The organism is Mesorhizobium sp. M7A.F.Ca.CA.002.04.1.1, assembly GCF_004022805.1.
GTDB lineage: Bacteria > Pseudomonadota > Alphaproteobacteria > Rhizobiales > Rhizobiaceae > Mesorhizobium > Mesorhizobium ciceri.
This window is the reverse complement of sequence record NZ_RZPL01000047.1, coordinates 1-15,312: the sequence shown is the minus strand read 5'-3', so window position 1 is coordinate 15,312 and position 15,312 is coordinate 1. Positions and strand designations below refer to the sequence as shown.

13 protein-coding genes are annotated in these 15,312 nt (G+C 64.0%); 10 read left to right on the top strand and 3 right to left on the bottom strand.

Translation table 11 applies throughout. The features are described from left to right. From ENZ75_RS04500 to glcF, 4 genes are all read left to right on the top strand, one after another. On the top strand, positions 1-1,021 hold a 1,021-nt coding region (locus ENZ75_RS04500), incomplete at its 5' end, for a DUF3422 family protein (protein ID WP_128277921.1). A gap of 128 nt (positions 1,022-1,149) precedes the next feature. Further along, positions 1,150-2,646 (top strand): FAD-linked oxidase C-terminal domain-containing protein, encoded by a 1,497-nt coding sequence (locus tag ENZ75_RS04495; protein WP_013530350.1) that lies wholly within the window; start codon positions 1,150-1,152, stop codon positions 2,644-2,646. 223 nt (positions 2,647-2,869) lie between these two features. Then, a complete protein-coding gene (locus ENZ75_RS04485; protein ID WP_024502329.1) occupies positions 2,870-4,075 on the top strand; it encodes an FAD-binding protein in 1,206 nt (401 codons plus the stop codon). Between the two features lie 10 nt (positions 4,076-4,085). Then, the gene (gene glcF / locus ENZ75_RS04480; RefSeq protein ID WP_063170130.1) at positions 4,086-5,411 is read left to right on the top strand and encodes a glycolate oxidase subunit GlcF; all 1,326 of its coding nucleotides are present in this window, start codon (positions 4,086-4,088) and stop codon (positions 5,409-5,411) included. Positions 5,412-5,423: 12 nt separating this feature from the next. On the opposite strand, the gene ENZ75_RS04475 is transcribed toward glcF, so the two are convergent. Both ENZ75_RS04475 and ENZ75_RS04470 read right to left on the bottom strand, forming a co-directional pair. Continuing rightward, a complete protein-coding gene (locus tag ENZ75_RS04475; RefSeq protein WP_027160988.1) occupies positions 5,424-6,344 on the bottom strand; it encodes a bifunctional 5,10-methylenetetrahydrofolate dehydrogenase/5,10-methenyltetrahydrofolate cyclohydrolase in 921 nt (306 codons plus the stop codon). A gap of 260 nt (positions 6,345-6,604) precedes the next feature. Next, entirely contained in the window at positions 6,605-7,342 is a 738-nt protein-coding gene (locus ENZ75_RS04470) for a L,D-transpeptidase (RefSeq protein ID WP_032808011.1), read from the bottom strand. Between the two features lie 213 nt (positions 7,343-7,555). On the opposite strand from ENZ75_RS04470, the gene ENZ75_RS04465 reads away from it, so the two are divergent. After that, a complete protein-coding gene (locus tag ENZ75_RS04465; RefSeq protein ID WP_013530355.1) occupies positions 7,556-8,194 on the top strand; it encodes a DNA-3-methyladenine glycosylase I in 639 nt (212 codons plus the stop codon). Positions 8,195-8,196: 2 nt separating this feature from the next. Here the strand turns inward: ENZ75_RS04465 and ENZ75_RS04460 are convergent, their stop codons facing one another. Continuing rightward, positions 8,197-8,448: a hypothetical protein gene (locus ENZ75_RS04460; protein WP_024502332.1), complete on the bottom strand. Its 252-nt coding sequence runs from the start codon at positions 8,446-8,448 to the stop codon at positions 8,197-8,199. Between the two features lie 247 nt (positions 8,449-8,695). Between ENZ75_RS04460 and hisS the strand changes: the two genes are divergently transcribed. From hisS to ENZ75_RS04435, 5 genes are all read left to right on the top strand, one after another. After that, on the top strand, positions 8,696-10,198 hold the full coding sequence (gene hisS / locus ENZ75_RS04455; protein WP_027160986.1) for a histidine--tRNA ligase: 1,503 nt from the start codon (positions 8,696-8,698) through the stop codon (positions 10,196-10,198). A 60-nt stretch (positions 10,199-10,258) separates the two neighbouring features. After that, complete coding sequence (locus ENZ75_RS04450) at positions 10,259-11,380, top strand: ATP phosphoribosyltransferase regulatory subunit (RefSeq protein ID WP_063170131.1); 1,122 nt, start codon at positions 10,259-10,261, stop codon at positions 11,378-11,380. Next, positions 11,377-12,075, top strand: coding sequence for an ATP phosphoribosyltransferase (gene hisG / locus ENZ75_RS04445; RefSeq protein ID WP_063170132.1), 699 nt, complete (start codon positions 11,377-11,379; stop codon positions 12,073-12,075). Before ENZ75_RS04450 ends, hisG begins: the two co-directional genes overlap by 4 nt. Positions 12,076-12,408: 333 nt before the next feature. Beyond that, positions 12,409-14,181, top strand: a complete 1,773-nt coding sequence (locus tag ENZ75_RS04440) for an AMP-binding protein (RefSeq protein WP_024502336.1) — start codon at positions 12,409-12,411, stop codon at positions 14,179-14,181. 69 nt (positions 14,182-14,250) lie between these two features. Then, a partial coding sequence (locus ENZ75_RS04435; RefSeq protein WP_128277920.1) for a calcium:proton antiporter occupies positions 14,251-15,312 on the top strand: 1,062 nt, incomplete at its 3' end.

Below are 15,312 nucleotides of genomic sequence, written 5' to 3'. Positions count from 1 at the left end.
ATTCTCGACCTATTTGTGGGAAGGGCCGCTTTCCGAAAGCGGCAGGACGCAGGAGGACTCACCCTTCGGCAACGGGTTTTCCCCGCCGGGAACCTGCATCTCCGGCATCAGGCTCGAAATCCGCAAATGGACGCAAGCAAGCGAGCAACTGATAGCCGGTTTCGATCCGACCAGCCTGTGCTACTCGCTGGTCGAGCGCGGAAACGCCGCCATCGTCACCGATTTTCGCCAGGATGGCGATGGCCTGACGCGCATGCTGCTGCTCGATCGCGGCTTGACCCCGGCGCGCACCGGCGCGTTGTCACAGCGGCTTATCGACATCGAGACCTATCGGACGCTGGCCATGCTCGGCCTGCCGCTGGCGTTGACCTTGTCCGGCCGCGCCCGCCGCATCGAAGACCGGCTGGCGCAGACCACGCTGGAAATGAAGGTCGCCGGGACACGGGACAGCCAGACCTTGCTGGCCGATCTGACCGAACTTGCGGCGGAGCTGGAGGCGGACGCGGCGTCGAGCCTTTACCGTTTCGGCGCCAGCCGCGCCTATGACGGCATCGTCGGCGAACGGCTGGACGCACTCGAGGAAGAGGCTGTGCCCGGCTATGACACATGGCGCGGGTTCCTGCAGCGCCGTGTGGCGCCCGCAATGCGCACCTGCCGCTCGGTCGAGGAGCGGCAGGAAAATCTATCGCGAAAACTGACCCGCGCCACGACGCTGCTGCGCACCTGGGTCGATGTCGAGGTCGAGAAGCAGAACCGCGACCTGCTTGCCTCGATGAACAACCGGGCCCGCCTGCAATTGCGCCTGCAGCAGACCGTCGAGGGGCTCTCGGTCGCCGCCGTCTCCTATTATGTGGTCGGCCTTGTCGGCTATGTCGCCAAGGGCGCCTCGATCTTCGGCCATGCCTTCGCGCCGGAGATCATTACCGCTGCTTCGGTGCCTGTCGCCATCCTGCTGGTCTGGTGGGGCGTGCGCCGCGTGCGCCGGATGCACTCCGAACCCGGCAAGCCGCCCGGCGAATAGCAGCGGCAGATTGCCGCTGCGTAAGCCTGTCTCCGCCTTGAAGTTGGATTCGCCGCCATTACAGGATTTGCACCCAACGCGCTTCACTGGTAAAAGATTTTGACCAGTCAAGCGAAATGAGGCTGCTGATGTCCGGCCTGGCCATGCCGAAACCAGACGATGCCACGATGCGCCGGCGCGACGAGATCGTCGCCGACATGCGCATCATCGTGCCGGGTGAGGGCGTCGTCGACGCCGCCAATTCCATGCGCGCCTTCGAGAGCGACGGCTTGACCGCCTATCGGCAGCTGCCGCTGGTCGTCGTGCTGCCGCAAACGGTGGCGCAGGTTTCGCGCGTGCTGAAATACTGCAACGACCGCAACATCCGCGTCGTGCCGCGCGGCTCCGGCACCTCGCTGTCGGGCGGGGCGCTGCCGCTCGAGGACGCGGTGCTGCTGGTCATGAGCCGTTTCAACCGTATCCTCGGGATCGATTTTCCCAATCGCGTCGTCGTTGCCCAGCCGGGCGTCACCAATCTCGGCATCACCACCGCCGTCGAGCAGGAGGGCTTTTACTACGCCCCCGATCCATCCTCCCAGATCGCCTGCTCGATCGGCGGCAATGTCGCGGAGAATTCCGGCGGCGTGCACTGCCTGAAATACGGCCTCACAGCCAACAATGTGCTCGGCATCGAGATGGTGCTGATGAATGGCGAGGTGGTGCGGCTGGGCGGCAGTCACCTCGATGCGGAAGGCTACGACCTGCTCGGCGTCATGACCGGGTCCGAAGGGCTGCTCGGCGTCGTCACCGAGGTCACCGTGCGCATCCTGAAGAAGCCGGAGACGGCACGTGCACTGCTGATCGGCTTCCCGACCAGCGAGCAGGGCGGCCAGTGCGTTGCCGACATCATCGGCGCCGGCATCATCCCGGGCGGCATGGAGATGATGGACCGGCCGGCGATCCATGCGGCGGAAGATTTCGTTCATGCCGGCTATCCCCTCGATGTCGAGGCGCTGCTGATCGTCGAGCTCGACGGGCCGGGCGTCGAGGTCGATCATCTGATCGGGCTGGTCGAGGCGATCGCCTACAAGAACGGCTCGACCACCTGCCGCATTTCGCAGTCCGAACAGGAACGGCTGAGCTTCTGGGCCGGCCGCAAGGCGGCGTTTCCGGCCGTCGGCCGCATCTCGCCCGACTACTACTGCATGGACGGCACCATCCCGCGCAAGGAGCTGCCGCGCGTGCTCGCCGGCATGCGCGAGCTGTCGGAAAAATACGGTCTCGGCGTCGCCAATGTCTTTCATGCCGGTGACGGCAATCTGCATCCGCTGATCCTCTACGACGCCAACGTACCGGGCGAACTCGACAAGGCCGAAAGTTTCGGCGCCGATATATTGCGGCTCTGCGTCAAGGTCGGCGGCGTCTTGACCGGCGAACACGGTGTGGGCGTGGAAAAACGCGACCTGATGCCGGAAATGTTCACCCAGATCGATCTCGACCAGCAGATGCGCGTCAAATGTGCCTTCGATCCCAACCATCTGCTCAACCCGGGAAAAGTATTTCCGCAGCTGCGGCGATGCGCCGAGCTTGGGCGGATGCATGTGCACCGCGGGCAGGTGGCGTTTCCGGACATTCCGAGGTTTTGAGGGTGATGACGGCGCGTGAACACCCCCCTCTGTCCTGCCGGACATCTCCCCCTCAAGGGGGGAGATTGGCAGCTTGCGCGCCTCGCCCTTCCGTCATCATTGAAGATTGGCGAAGCCATATGCGACATCTGATCTCCCCCCTTGAGGGGGAGATGTCCGGCAGGACAGAGGGGGGCGCCAGGGAACTCGGCATATCCGAACTCGCATCTGGCGCGGTCTCTTCATGACCACCTTCACCCCGACCACCCCATCCGAAGTCCTCTCCACCATAGCCTGGGCCGTGGCGGAAGAGGCGCCGCTCGAACTCCTTGGCCATGGCTCCAAGCGTGGCATCGGCCGGCCGCTGCAAACCGAACACACGCTCGACCTGTCGAAATTATCTGACGTCACGCTCTATGAACCGGCTGAACTGGTGCTGTCGGCCAAGGCAGGCACACCGTTGGCCGAGATCGAAAAACTGCTGGCGGAAAACGGCCAGCAGCTCGCTTTCGAGCCGATGGATTACGGCCCGCTGCTTGGTGGCGAACCGGGCAAAGGTACGATCGGCGGTGTGCTCGGCGCTAACCTCTCCGGTCCGCGCCGGCTCAAGGCGGGGGCCGCGCGCGACCATGTCCTGGGCATCAATGTGGTGTCCGGTCGTGGCGAGGCCTTCAAGTCGGGCGGTCGCGTGGTCAAGAACGTCACCGGCTATGACATGTCGAAGCTGATGGCCAACAGCTGGGGCACGCTGGCCGTCTTCACCGACGTCACCTTCAAGGTGCTGCCGGCAGCCGAGACCGAAGTCACGCTCGCCATCCGTAGCCTGCTCGACGATGCCGCGGCCGCCGCCATGGCCCTGGCGCTTGGCTCGAGTGCTGAAGTGTCGAGTGCCGCCCACCTGCCGGAGCGGATCGCCGCGCGCGTCGCCAGCGGCAGTCTCGGCAGCGAGGCTGCCACGCTGCTGCGCGTCGAGGGTTTCGGCCCGTCGGTCGCCTACCGCATCGCCGCGCTGAAAACGCTGCTCGGCAATGCCGGCCCGCTGGAGGAGATTGGCGGCGAGGTTTCACGGCTGATCTGGCGCGACGTTCGCGATTGCAGGCCTTTCGCCGACGGCAGCGAGAAGCCGGTCTGGCGCATCTCGATGACGCCTTCTCAGAGCCACCAGATGGTCCTGACGCTGCGCATGCAGGCCGCCGTCAGCGCCTTTTATGACTGGCAGGGCGGACTGGTTTGGCTGCGCATGGAACAGGGCGATCCGGAAGCCGCTCTGCTGCGCGGGCTGTTGAGGAAACATGGCGGCGGCCATGCGACGCTGGTGCGCGCCGCACCCTCGCATCGCGCCGCTCTACCGGTGTTCGAGCCGCAGCCGCCCGCTCTTGCTGCACTATCGGTCCGCCTGAAACAGGAATTCGACCCCAAGAATATCTTCAATCCCGGCCGCATGGCCTAGGACATCAGCGATGCAGACCAATTTTTCGCTTGCCCAGCTTGCCGATCCGCATGTCGCGGAATCGGAAAAGATCCTGCGCAAATGCGTGCATTGCGGCTTCTGCACCGCGACGTGCCCGACCTATGTGACACTCGGCAACGAGCTCGATTCACCGCGCGGGCGCATCTACCTGATCAAGGACATGCTGGAAAAAGGCCGTCCGGCCGACAAGCAGATCGTCACCCATATCGATCGCTGCCTGTCGTGCCTTGCCTGCATGAGCACCTGCCCGTCGGGCGTCAACTACATGCATCTGGTCGACCATGCCCGCGCCCATATCCAGGAGACCTACAAGCGGCCACTGCTCGACCGCCTGACCCGCGCCATGCTGGCCTTCGTACTGCCCTATCCCCAGCGCTTTCGCGCCGCGCTCAAGCTGGCGAAGCTGGGCAAGCCGTTCATAGGCTTGTTCGACAAGGTTCCGGCGCTGAAGCCGCTCAGTGCGATGCTCAAGCTTGCGCCGGCGTCGATCCCGGCAGCTTCGCCGATAGGCTCGCCGGGCATCCATGTCGGGCAGGGGACCAAAAGAGGTCGTGTCGCCATCCTCACCGGCTGCGCGCAATCGGTGCTCGATCCCGCCATCAACGAGGCGACGATTTCGCTGCTGACGCGGCTCGGCGTCGAGGTCTTGGTGCCGCCGGGCGAAGGCTGTTGTGGTGCGCTGGTCCATCATATGGGGCGCGAACAGGCCGCGCTTGCCTCGGCGAGGCAGAATGTCGACGCCTGGACACGCGCCCTCGACCAGGGCGGGCTCGATGCCATCGTCATCACCGCCTCGGGCTGCGGCACGACGATCAAGGACTACGGTTTCATGCTGCGGCTCGACCCGGCCTATGCCGACAAGGCCGCACGCGTCTCGGCACTGGCCAAGGACGTTACCGAATATCTCTCGACCCTCGACCTGCCCGAACCGGTTCGCAAGCCGGGCACTGTCGTTGCCTATCACTCGGCCTGCTCGATGCAGCACGGCCAGAAGATCACCCGCCAGCCGAAAGAACTGCTGGCCAAGGCCGGCTTCATCGTGCGCGAGCCGCGCGAAGGGCATCTCTGCTGCGGCTCTGCCGGCACCTACAACATCCTGCAGCCCGAGATCTCGGCCAAACTGCGCGACCGCAAGGTGAAAAACATCGAGGCGACGGGGGCCTCGATCGTCGCCACCGGCAACATAGGCTGCATCACGCAAATCGCTTCCGCCGCGAAGATGCCGGTGGTGCACACGATAAAGCTGCTCGACTGGGCCTATGGTGGGCCGAAGCCGGAAGGTGTTCTGGAAGAAAGCCTGATCGCTGCGGAATAGGTCGCCCTGTCCTTACTCCGCCGCAAGCCTGTCGGCCGTACCGTAGGTCGCCTCATAAAGCGCGCGCTGGCGGCTGAGCGCGACCATGGTGTTGCGCAGCAGGATGGCGACCGTGATCGGGCCGACGCCGCCCGGCACCGGGGTGATCCAGGAGGCGACCTCGCGCACGCTTTCAGTGTCGACGTCGCCGACGATGCGGCTGGAGCCGTCGGGGGCGATTTCGGAATTGATGCCGATGTCGATGACGGCAGCGCCCGGCTTGACCATGTCGGCCTTGATCAGCCGCGGCTTGCCGACGGCAACGAACAGCGCATCGGCGCGCCTTGCATGGGCGGCGACCGATCGCGTCATGTGGTGGCAGACCGTCACCGTCGCGCCTTCGCTCATCAACAGGAAGGCGATCGGCTTGCCGACGATTTCCGAATGGCCGACGATGACGACTTCCAGTCCCTTGAGGTCGAGGCCGGTCTCCTTCAGCAGCTCGACCGAGGCGGCCGCCGTGCAAGGCGCGAGATCGAGCTGGTTGTAGACGATGTTGCCGATCGAGGCCGGATGCATGCCTTCGACATCCTTCAGCGGATGCACCGCCGCTTGCAGCGTCTTGATGGGGATATGCGCTGGCACGGGCCGCTGGATGATGATGCCGGTAACGCGCGGATCGGCATTCAGGCCGTGGATCGCAGCTTCCAACTCGCCTGCTGTGATGGTGGCGGGAAAGCGCCGTTCCTCGAAATCGATGCCGGCGAGCTCAGCCTTGGCGCGCTGGTTGCGCACATAGACGTCCACCGCATCGGTGTCGCCGACGGTGATCGAGATCAGCTTGGGCGGAAAACCCTCGGCTTTGGCGATCGCTGCGTCCTCGGCAACGGCGGCGATGATGCGCTGGGCGACCGGGCCGCCCTTGAGATAACGGCTGTCTTCGGACAGAGGCATGGGTGAACTCTTTTGTGGAACTTGCCACCGAGATAGCAAAAGAATGCGGCAAAGGGCAGCATGAAAGCGAACCGCTATGCCCGTTGCGCGACGCGTGGGTGGCCTTTTGCCCTCGATTTCTGCTCAAAACGGAAAGGGCAGCGCGGTTTCCCGTGCTGCCCTTCCTGACCGGCCGCATCCCCATACGGCCCGTCCCCCGTATCCCTAAACTGGCCTCGAAACGCGGACTGCTTTGCCGGCCAGGTGATTCGCAAGGACTATTATATCACCTCGACCGTGGTTCCGACATTGACCCGCTCATAGAGATCGACGACGTCCTCGTTGCGCATGCGGATGCAGCCCGACGACACCGCGCCGCCGATCGTCCACGGCTGGTTGGTGCCATGGATGCGGTATTCGGTGGTGCCGAGGTAGAGCGCACGGGCACCAAGCGGGTTCTCCATGCCGCCGGCAAGATAGGTCGGCAAATAGCGGCCCTTGGCGGCTTCGCGCTTGATCATCTGCGCCGGCGGGCGCCAGTCCGGCCACTCGCGCTTGTTGGTGATCTTGTGCGTACCCGACCATTCGAAGCCCGGCTTGCCGGTGCCGACGCCATAGCGCCTTGCCTTGCCGTTCTTCTCGACCAGGAAGAGGAAATTCTGCGTGGTGTCGATGACGATCGTGCCCGGCTTCTGGCCTCCGTCATAGTCGACTTCCTGCGGCAGGTAGATCGGGTTGATCTGGGGACGCGCGACCATGCGCTTGGCCGGCGGCTGCACCGCCGCCGTCTGCACCCGGTCGGGCTGCGCCGGGCGCAGGCGTCGCTGCTGCTGCACCACCTGCCGGTTCTGGCGCACGATGCCGGGCGCATGGCCAAGCTGCAGCACCCAGGGTGCGGAAAGGTCGGGGCTCACCATCACCGGCGGCCTGTCGGCATAGCGGTCGCCGGCGGTTGAGGGTGTGACGCCGGCGGCAAACACAGCCACGGCGCCGAGCACGGGAAACAACACTGTCTTCATCGTAACGCACCTTGATCGTCTGATACAAACGGGTGGAAACGTCCTCCCGGTTCGGCGATCATTGGCGCGCAAGCAGCAACCGAAACATGAATCGGAATGCGTAAAATGCGGCTTTGTCAGTAAACCTTTTGGTGTGGTTACCGCCGGGTTCACGAATCTGGTAAAGCCGCAGTAAATGCCGCGCAAAGCGCGTTAACGAACGGATTTTGGCCTATGGACAAGGAACACACCGGCCTGCTCGCCGGCCCCGACGGTGTCGCGCGCTGCTTCTGGCACGGCAATCTGCCCGACTATCTGCACTATCACGATCATGAATGGGGCCGGCCTGTGGCCGACGACCGCAGGCTGTTCGAAAAGATCTGCCTGGAAGGCTTTCAGTCGGGCCTGTCGTGGCTGACCATACTGCGCAAGCGGGAGAATTTTCGCGAAGCCTTCGCCAATTTCGAATTCGACAAGGTAGCAAGCTTCACCGACAAGGATGTCGAGCGCCTGCTCGGCAATGCCGGCATCATCCGCCATCGCGGCAAGATCGTCTCGACCATCAACAACGCCAGGCGCGCCCGCGAAATGGTGGACGAATTCGGCTCACTGGCCGCCTGGTTCTGGAAGTTCGAACCCGGCAAGGACGAGCGGCCGCAAATCGTCGACCTCGCCCATCTGCGCGCGAACCCGACAACGGCCGTCTCGGTGCGGATCTCGAAGGAGCTGAAGAAGCGCGGCTGGAGCTTTGTCGGCCCGACCACGGTCTACGCCTTCATGCAGGCCATGGGCCTGGTCAACGACCACCTCGAGGGCTGCGCCTGCCGCCAAGAGGTCGAGAAGCAGCGGAAGGCTTTCAGGCGGCCGAAATAGGCTCAGGTGCCGTTGGCGCTGGCCAGCACCAGGCCGGCGACGATCGCCACCACCGTGGCCAGGGTCGGATAGATCACCAGCAGGCCGGTCATCAACGCGTCGCGCATGGATGGTCCCTTGCCGGTGTCGGCGGGTACTTCGAACGGTCCGGCAGCCTGGCTGACCATTTTCGGGACGTTGATGTCGGCCGGGCGCAAGCGTGCGGACAATCCGGCATCGCTGTCGATGGCATGGAATCTTGCTGTGCTGGTCATGGCCGCGAACCCCTCATTCCCGCGCTTTATCGGCGGCGATTGTGTCGGCACGATGCCGCACGCATGGCGGGATTGTTTCATTTGCGGTCCGGATTGGTTTCAAGGAGGTGCGGCGTCGCCTTCTCTCATCGGCAGCGCCAGAGGTCTGACCCTTGCCGCATCCGACCTCTTCGGTTAGGACACCCGCGTTGCGAAAATCGCAACATTGCCGACCTGCAAGCATCATAAAACGCCGAGCAAACACCCCATGGCCGATAAATCGGAAAAGACGAAAGCGCGACTGCCGCGCGGCTTTGCCGACCGCAGCGCCGAGGACATCCGCGCCGTCGAGAAGATGATGGCGACGATCCGCTCGGTCTATGAGCTTTACGGCTTCGAACCGGCAGACCAGCCGCTGATCGAATACACCGATGCGCTCGGAAAATTCCTCCCCGACCAGGACCGGCCGAACGAAGGCGTGTTCTCCTTCCAGGATGACGACGACCAGTGGCTGTCGCTGCGCTACGACCTGACCGCGCCGACGGCGCGTTATGTCGCCGAGAATTACGAGCGGCTGCCAAAACCTTACCGCAGCTATCGCTCAGGCTGGGTGTTCCGCAACGAGAAGCCCGGCCCCGGCCGCTTCCGCCAGTTCATGCAGTTCGATGCCGACACGATCGGCACGCCGGGTGTGGCCGCCGACGCCGAAATGGCCATGATGATGGCCGACGTCATGGAAGCGCTGGGCATCAAGCGCGGCGACTACGTCATCCGCGTCAACAACCGCAAGGTGCTGGATGGCGTGCTGGAGGCGATCGGCCTTGGCGGCGAGGAGAATGCCGGCCGCCGGCTGACGGTGCTGCGTGCGATCGACAAGCTCGACAAGCTCGGGCCGGAAGGCGTGAAGCTTTTGCTTGGCCCGGGCCGCTGGGACGGCGGCAAGGAGGGCGAAGGCGACTTCGCCAAGGGCGCCGGGTTGAACAACGGGCAAGCCGAGGCGGTTCTTCTCGCGACTGCGAGGACTATACAGGCCGGCCAGGATTCCATGGTCAGTTCGAACGCGATCTACCAGGAAGGCGTCGGCGAACTCGCCACGATTGAAGCGCTGGTCAGGGCGGCCGGATATGACGAAGACCGGATTGCCATGGACCGCTCGGTCGTGCGCGGCCTCGAATACTACACCGGCCCTGTCTTCGAAGCCGAGCTTCTGGCCGAAATCCCCAACGAAGACGGCCAGATCGTGCGCTTCGGTTCGGTCGGTGGCGGCGGGCGCTATGATGGCCTCGTCTCGCGCTTCCGTGGCGAGCCGGTGCCGGCAACCGGTTTTTCCATCGGCGTCTCCAGGCTGATGACCGCGCTGAAGAACCTCGGCAAGCTTGATGCCTCGGACGTGATTGCGCCGGTCGTCGTGCTGGTGATGGACAAGGACACCGACAGCCTCGGCCGCTACCAGAAGATGGTGGCGGAGCTGCGCGCCGCCGGCATCCGTTCCGAAATGTATCTCGGCGGCGCCGGCATGAAGGCGCAGCTCAAATATGCCGACCGTCGCGGCTGTCCGGTCGCCATCATCCAGGGCGGCGACGAGCGCGCCAAGGGCGAGCTGCAGATCAAGGACCTGATCGAAGGCGCGCGCATGTCGGCCGAAATATCAGACAACGCCGAATGGCGCGCGGCGCGCCCGGCACAGGTGACTGTGGCGGAGGGCGAGCTGGTCGTCGAGGTGAGGAAGATATTGGCGGCGCAGGCTGAGGAGAGGGCGCGTGGCAAGTAGAGGCCGCGTTGGCGCCTCTGGTTTGGGACCAGAGGGTCGTGCAGCACTGAGGTCAGCAAGTTGACCTCCCGCACCCCCGCCATCTCCACCGACATCACCAACCTCTTCGCCACGCGCAACACGCACGCCGTCGAGGTCGCCATATTGCAGCCGGCGGACCCGTTCCTCGACATGGCCGGCGAGGATTTGCGCCGCCGGATCTTCCTCACCGAAAGCGAAACGGGGCAGACGCTCTGCCTGCGGCCGGAATTCACCATTCCGGTCTGCCTCGACCACATAAGTTCGCAGGCCGGCACGCCGCGCCGTTATTCCTATCTGGGCGAGGTGTTTCGCCAGCGCCGCGAAGGCGGCAACGAGTTCTTCCAGGCCGGCATCGAGGATCTCGGCGACCGCGATACCGCGCAAGCGGATGCCCGCTCGGTGGCCGACGCGCATGCGCTGCTGTCGCTGGTGCTGCCTGGCCAGGCATTGGCGATCACGCTTGGCGACCAGACCATTTTCGAGGCGGTGCTGGCCGCCCTTGGCCTGCCGCGCGGCTGGCGCATGCGTCTTGCCCGCGCGTTCGGCTCGTCGCCGATGCTTGAGGCGGCACTCGCCGATCTTGCCAACCCGCCGCGCAACAGCCAGCTCTCGGGTCCGGTCGCCGCTCTGGTCCTCGACGGTGATCTGGACGGTCTTTCCGCCCATATCGCCAGCGGCATGGAAGAGGCCGGCCTGTCGGCGTCCGCCGGACGCGCGCCGTCCGACATTGCCCGGCGGCTGATCGAGAAAGCCGAATTGCGCAGCGTTCGGCTGTCGAGCGAGGCGTTTTCCGCGCTGAAGGATTTTCTGGCGATCGACGTTCCGCTAGATCGCGCGGCCCAGGCGCTGGAGACCTTCGCCGCCGACGCCGGTCTGTCACTCGATGTCGCGCTGGAAAAGTTCGCAGCCCGCGCCAAGGCGATCGAAGCGCATGGCTTGCCGGCCGATAAAATCCGCTACGACGCCGCGTTCGGCCGCCCGCTCGACTACTACACCGGCCTGGTTTTCGAAATCGCGGCCGACAATGGCGACCGGCCGTTGGTCGGCGGCGGCCGCTATGACCGGCTGCTGACCTTGCTTGGCGCCAAGACGCCGATCCCCGGCGTCGGCTTTTCGGTCTGGCTCGACCGCATCGAGGCATTGCGGGAGACGGCGCCATGATCACGCTGGCGATCCCGTCCAAAGGCCGCCTGAAAGAGCAGGCGCTGGACGTGCTGGCCAAAGCCGGGTTAGCCGTCAGCCTGCCCGGCGACGAGCGCAAATACCACGCCCGCGTCGAGGGCCTGGACGATGTCGAAGTGGTGTTCCTGTCGGCTTCCGAGATATCAGGCGAGATCGGCCAGGGTGCCGTCGATCTCGGCATCACCGGCGAGGACCTGGTGCGTGAAAACCTTGCCGACTGGGAGAGCCGCGCCGAAATCGTCGCCCGTCTCAGTTTTGGCCATGCCGATGTCGTGGTGGCCGTGCCGGACATCTGGCTCGATGTCGACACCATGGCCGACCTCGACGACGTCGCTGCCGATTTTCGCCAGCGCCATGGCCGGCGGCTGCGCATCGCCACCAAATACTGGCGGCTGACCCAGCAATTCTTCTCGCAGAAGCACGGCATCCAGGTTTATCGCATCGTCGAAAGCCTGGGGGCCACCGAAGGTGCGCCGGCGGCCGGACTGGCCGATGTCATCGTCGACATCACAACCACCGGCTCGACGCTGCGCGCCAATCATCTCAAGGTGCTGGGCGATGGCCTCGTCCTTCGCTCGCAGGCTTGTCTCGTGGCGTCCAGGAAGACACGGGCGGCGGCCGATGAAGCGGTCCTGCGCGACATCGCGGCGAAGATGGCGGCTGCGGTCGGATAGCGGCGGGCCTTCGCCCGCTGCCCCTCACGGCTCCGAACCCGGCTTGAAAACCCTGACGGCGGCCGTCCCGCGGTGTCGGTAGCCTTGCGCCGGGGCTTTCCTGTATAGGAATTATTTCCTTGACTGGTGAGAGCAGCTATGCTACATTTTTACCTATGGTGCTGATTTGCGCCAGTGACCCGCCGCCCAGGCGGGTTTTTGCGTTTGATGTTCATCAACCAACGAAGGCCCCGAAGCGTCGTGGGCCGGATCGTTGCCCTGCCACGACTATCGCCGGGATTTTCACCACCCCCTCAGGCTGATAGGCTCGGCCAATCCCGGGAGGAGAGAGCGATGCCGGTCAATCTCGACGAGCTGAAGAATGCCAGCAATCTGCGCGGACGCGGAGCGCGAGCGGGCGGTGTCTTCGTCGCACCCGTCGATGGTAGGGCGCATGTCTCTGGCGAACGCAGCGTGCCGCTGCTCGACAAGACCATCCCCGCGCTGTTTTCCGAGACGGTCAGCAAATATGGCACGCTCGACGCCGCCGTCTTCGTCGACCAGAACAAGCGCTTCACCTGGAGCGAACTTTCGGACACGGTGGATGCGCTGGCCGCCGGCTTCCTGGCACTGGGCCTGGCAAAGGGCGATCGCGTCGGCATCTGGTCGCCCAACCGCTGGGAATGGCTGGTGACGCAGTTCGCCACCGCCCGCATCGGCCTGATCCTGGTCAACATCAACCCGGCCTACCGGTTGACCGAGCTCGACTATGCGCTGAACAAGGTCGGCTGCAAGGCGCTGGTCACCGCTGCCAGGTTCAAGACGTCAGATTATCTCGGCATGATCGAGACGCTGGCACCCGAGATCGCCAAGGCCACGCCGGGCAAGCTCAAGGCACAAAAACTGCCGGCGTTGAAGATCGTCATCCGCATGGGTGACGAGAACTCGCCCGGCATGTTCAATTTCGGTGATGTGCTGGCCATGGCCGGGCGTGACGAGCATGACAGCCTCGACCGCATCTCTGAGAAGCTGAAGCCGGGCGAAGCCATCAACATCCAGTTCACCTCAGGCACCACGGGAGCCCCCAAGGGCGCGACGCTGACCCACGGCAACATCGTCAACAACGGCAATTTCGTCACTTCGGCGATCAAGCTGACCGCCGACGACCGGCTCTGCATACCAGTGCCGCTCTACCACTGCTTCGGCATGTCGATGGGCACGATGGGTTGCGTCTCGAAAGGCGCCACCATGGTTTTCCCGGGAGAAGGGTTCGACGCCGGCGCCACGCTGAAGGCGGTGGCTCAGGAACGCTGCACCGGGCTCTATGGCGTACCGACCATGTTCGTTGCTCTGCTGGATCATCCGGATTTTTCCGCCTTCGATCTCTCCAGCCTGCGCACCGGCATCATGGCCGGTTCGCCATGCCCGATCGAGGTGATGAAAAAGGTGGTGTCGCTGATGCATATGGAACAGGTGACCATCGCCTACGGCATGACCGAGACCAGCCCGGTGTCGTTCCAGAGCGGCGTCGACGACCCCCTGGAAAAGCGCGTCTCGACCGTCGGGCGCATCCACCCCCATGTCGAGGTCAAGGCGGTCGATGCCGATGGCGCTACAGTTGCGGTCGGCGTACCGGGTGAGCTTTGCACGCGCGGCTATTCGGTGATGAAGGGTTACTGGGACGACGACGACAAGACCCGCGAGGCGATCGACGCCGACGGCTGGATGCACACCGGCGACCTCGCCACCATCGACGCCGAGGGCTATTGCAACATCGTCGGCCGGGTCAAGGACATGGTCATCCGCGGCGGCGAGAACGTCTATCCCAGGGAGGTCGAGGAATTCCTCTACCGCCATCCAAAGGTCAAGGAGGTGCAGGTGTTCGGTATTCCCGACGCCAAATATGGCGAGGAGCTGTGCGCCTGGATCGTGCTCAAGCCCGGCCAGATCGCCACCGAGCAGGAGGTCAGAAACTTCTGCGCCGGCCAGATCGCCCATTACAAGATCCCCCGCCACATCCGCTTCCGCACCGAATTGCCGATGACGGTGACCGGCAAGCCGCAGAAGTTCCTGATGCGCGAGGCGATGGTGGAGGAACTGGGCTTGGTGACGCAGAAGACGGCGTGAACGGGTGAACGCTTCGATCTGTCGGTGCGCGAATGCAGCCACGGTTCGCAGCAGCGCGCAGGGGCTTGCATGAGCGGTTTCGGACGTTCGGTGACTTCATATGCGATGCCGCTGGCCGCCTTGGTGATGGCTGTCGCCGTCAGGGCAGGCGGGCTGTCGGCGGACGAAGGTTCGCTGGGCGTCAGGATACTCGTCGGAGCGCTTTCGAGTGCGATCATGTTCACCACCATTTTCGTGGTGCTCGACCACGCCGAGGCGGTGGCTCGGCGTGTAGGAGAGCCCTACGGCACATTGGTGCTGACTTTTGCCGTGACGGCAATCGAGGTGTCGATCATCGTTTCCATGATGCTGCATGGAGAGAACAACCCTACGCTTGCACGTGAGTCCGTCTTTTCAACGGTGATGATTGCATCTACCGGCGTCGTCGGCACGTGTCTTGCGCTTGGCGGCTGGCGCCATCGCAAGCAGGCAATTGTTCGACAAGGGACCAGCGCATATTTGGCGGTTCTGATCGCGCTGACCATCATGACGCTTATTCTGCCGACCTACACACAAGCTACGGGGCCGGGCACATTTTCGGCAGCTCAACTTGGCTTTGTGAGCGTGCTTTCGGTGCTGCTTTATGCAAGTTTTGTGTTCGCGCAGACTGTCCGCCACCGAGAAGACTTTGTCGAAGGGCAGGCCCACGGCGTTTCGCTGCGGACTGCTCCTCACGAAAGCGTCTTTGCCAGCGCTCTGTTGCTGATGGCCGGCCTGATCGGCATTGTCATGCTCGCCGAGCAGGTCGCGGCAAGCGTCGAAGATACGCTCGTTGCCTACCAGGTGACCCAGGCTGACAGTATTGTGGGGGCAATGATCGCCGGGCTGGTGTTGATGCCGGAGGCCATTTCGGCGGTTCGCGCTTCACTCAACAATGAGCTGCAACGCGGTTTGAATGTCGCGATGGGTTCCGCTTGCGCCACAATCGGTTTGACAATACCGGCGGTCGCAGCCGCCAGCCTGCTGACGGGCAGAGGGTTAACCCTGGGGCTTCCAGCGACTGACACAGTGCTTTTGATTTTAGCGCTCTTCATATGCAATGTGAGCTTTAGTACTGAAAGAACAACATTCTTGACGGGCGCTGTCCATATC

Excerpts from the sequence above, each read along its gene's own strand:
- ENZ75_RS04495 (WP_013530350.1), top strand. The coding sequence starts at position 1,150 with ATGTCCGGCCTGGCCATGCCGAAACCAGACGATGCCACGATGCGCCGG.
- ENZ75_RS04485 (WP_024502329.1), top strand. The coding sequence starts at position 2,870 with ATGACCACCTTCACCCCGACCACCCCATCCGAAGTCCTCTCCACCATA.
- glcF (WP_063170130.1), top strand. The coding sequence starts at position 4,086 with ATGCAGACCAATTTTTCGCTTGCCCAGCTTGCCGATCCGCATGTCGCG.
- ENZ75_RS04475 (WP_027160988.1), bottom strand. The coding sequence starts at position 6,344 with ATGCCTCTGTCCGAAGACAGCCGTTATCTCAAGGGCGGCCCGGTCGCC.
- ENZ75_RS04470 (WP_032808011.1), bottom strand. The coding sequence starts at position 7,342 with ATGAAGACAGTGTTGTTTCCCGTGCTCGGCGCCGTGGCTGTGTTTGCC.
- ENZ75_RS04465 (WP_013530355.1), top strand. The coding sequence starts at position 7,556 with ATGGACAAGGAACACACCGGCCTGCTCGCCGGCCCCGACGGTGTCGCG.
- ENZ75_RS04460 (WP_024502332.1), bottom strand. The coding sequence starts at position 8,448 with ATGACCAGCACAGCAAGATTCCATGCCATCGACAGCGATGCCGGATTG.
- hisS (WP_027160986.1), top strand. The coding sequence starts at position 8,696 with ATGGCCGATAAATCGGAAAAGACGAAAGCGCGACTGCCGCGCGGCTTT.
- hisG (WP_063170132.1), top strand. The coding sequence starts at position 11,377 with ATGATCACGCTGGCGATCCCGTCCAAAGGCCGCCTGAAAGAGCAGGCG.
- ENZ75_RS04440 (WP_024502336.1), top strand. The coding sequence starts at position 12,409 with ATGCCGGTCAATCTCGACGAGCTGAAGAATGCCAGCAATCTGCGCGGA.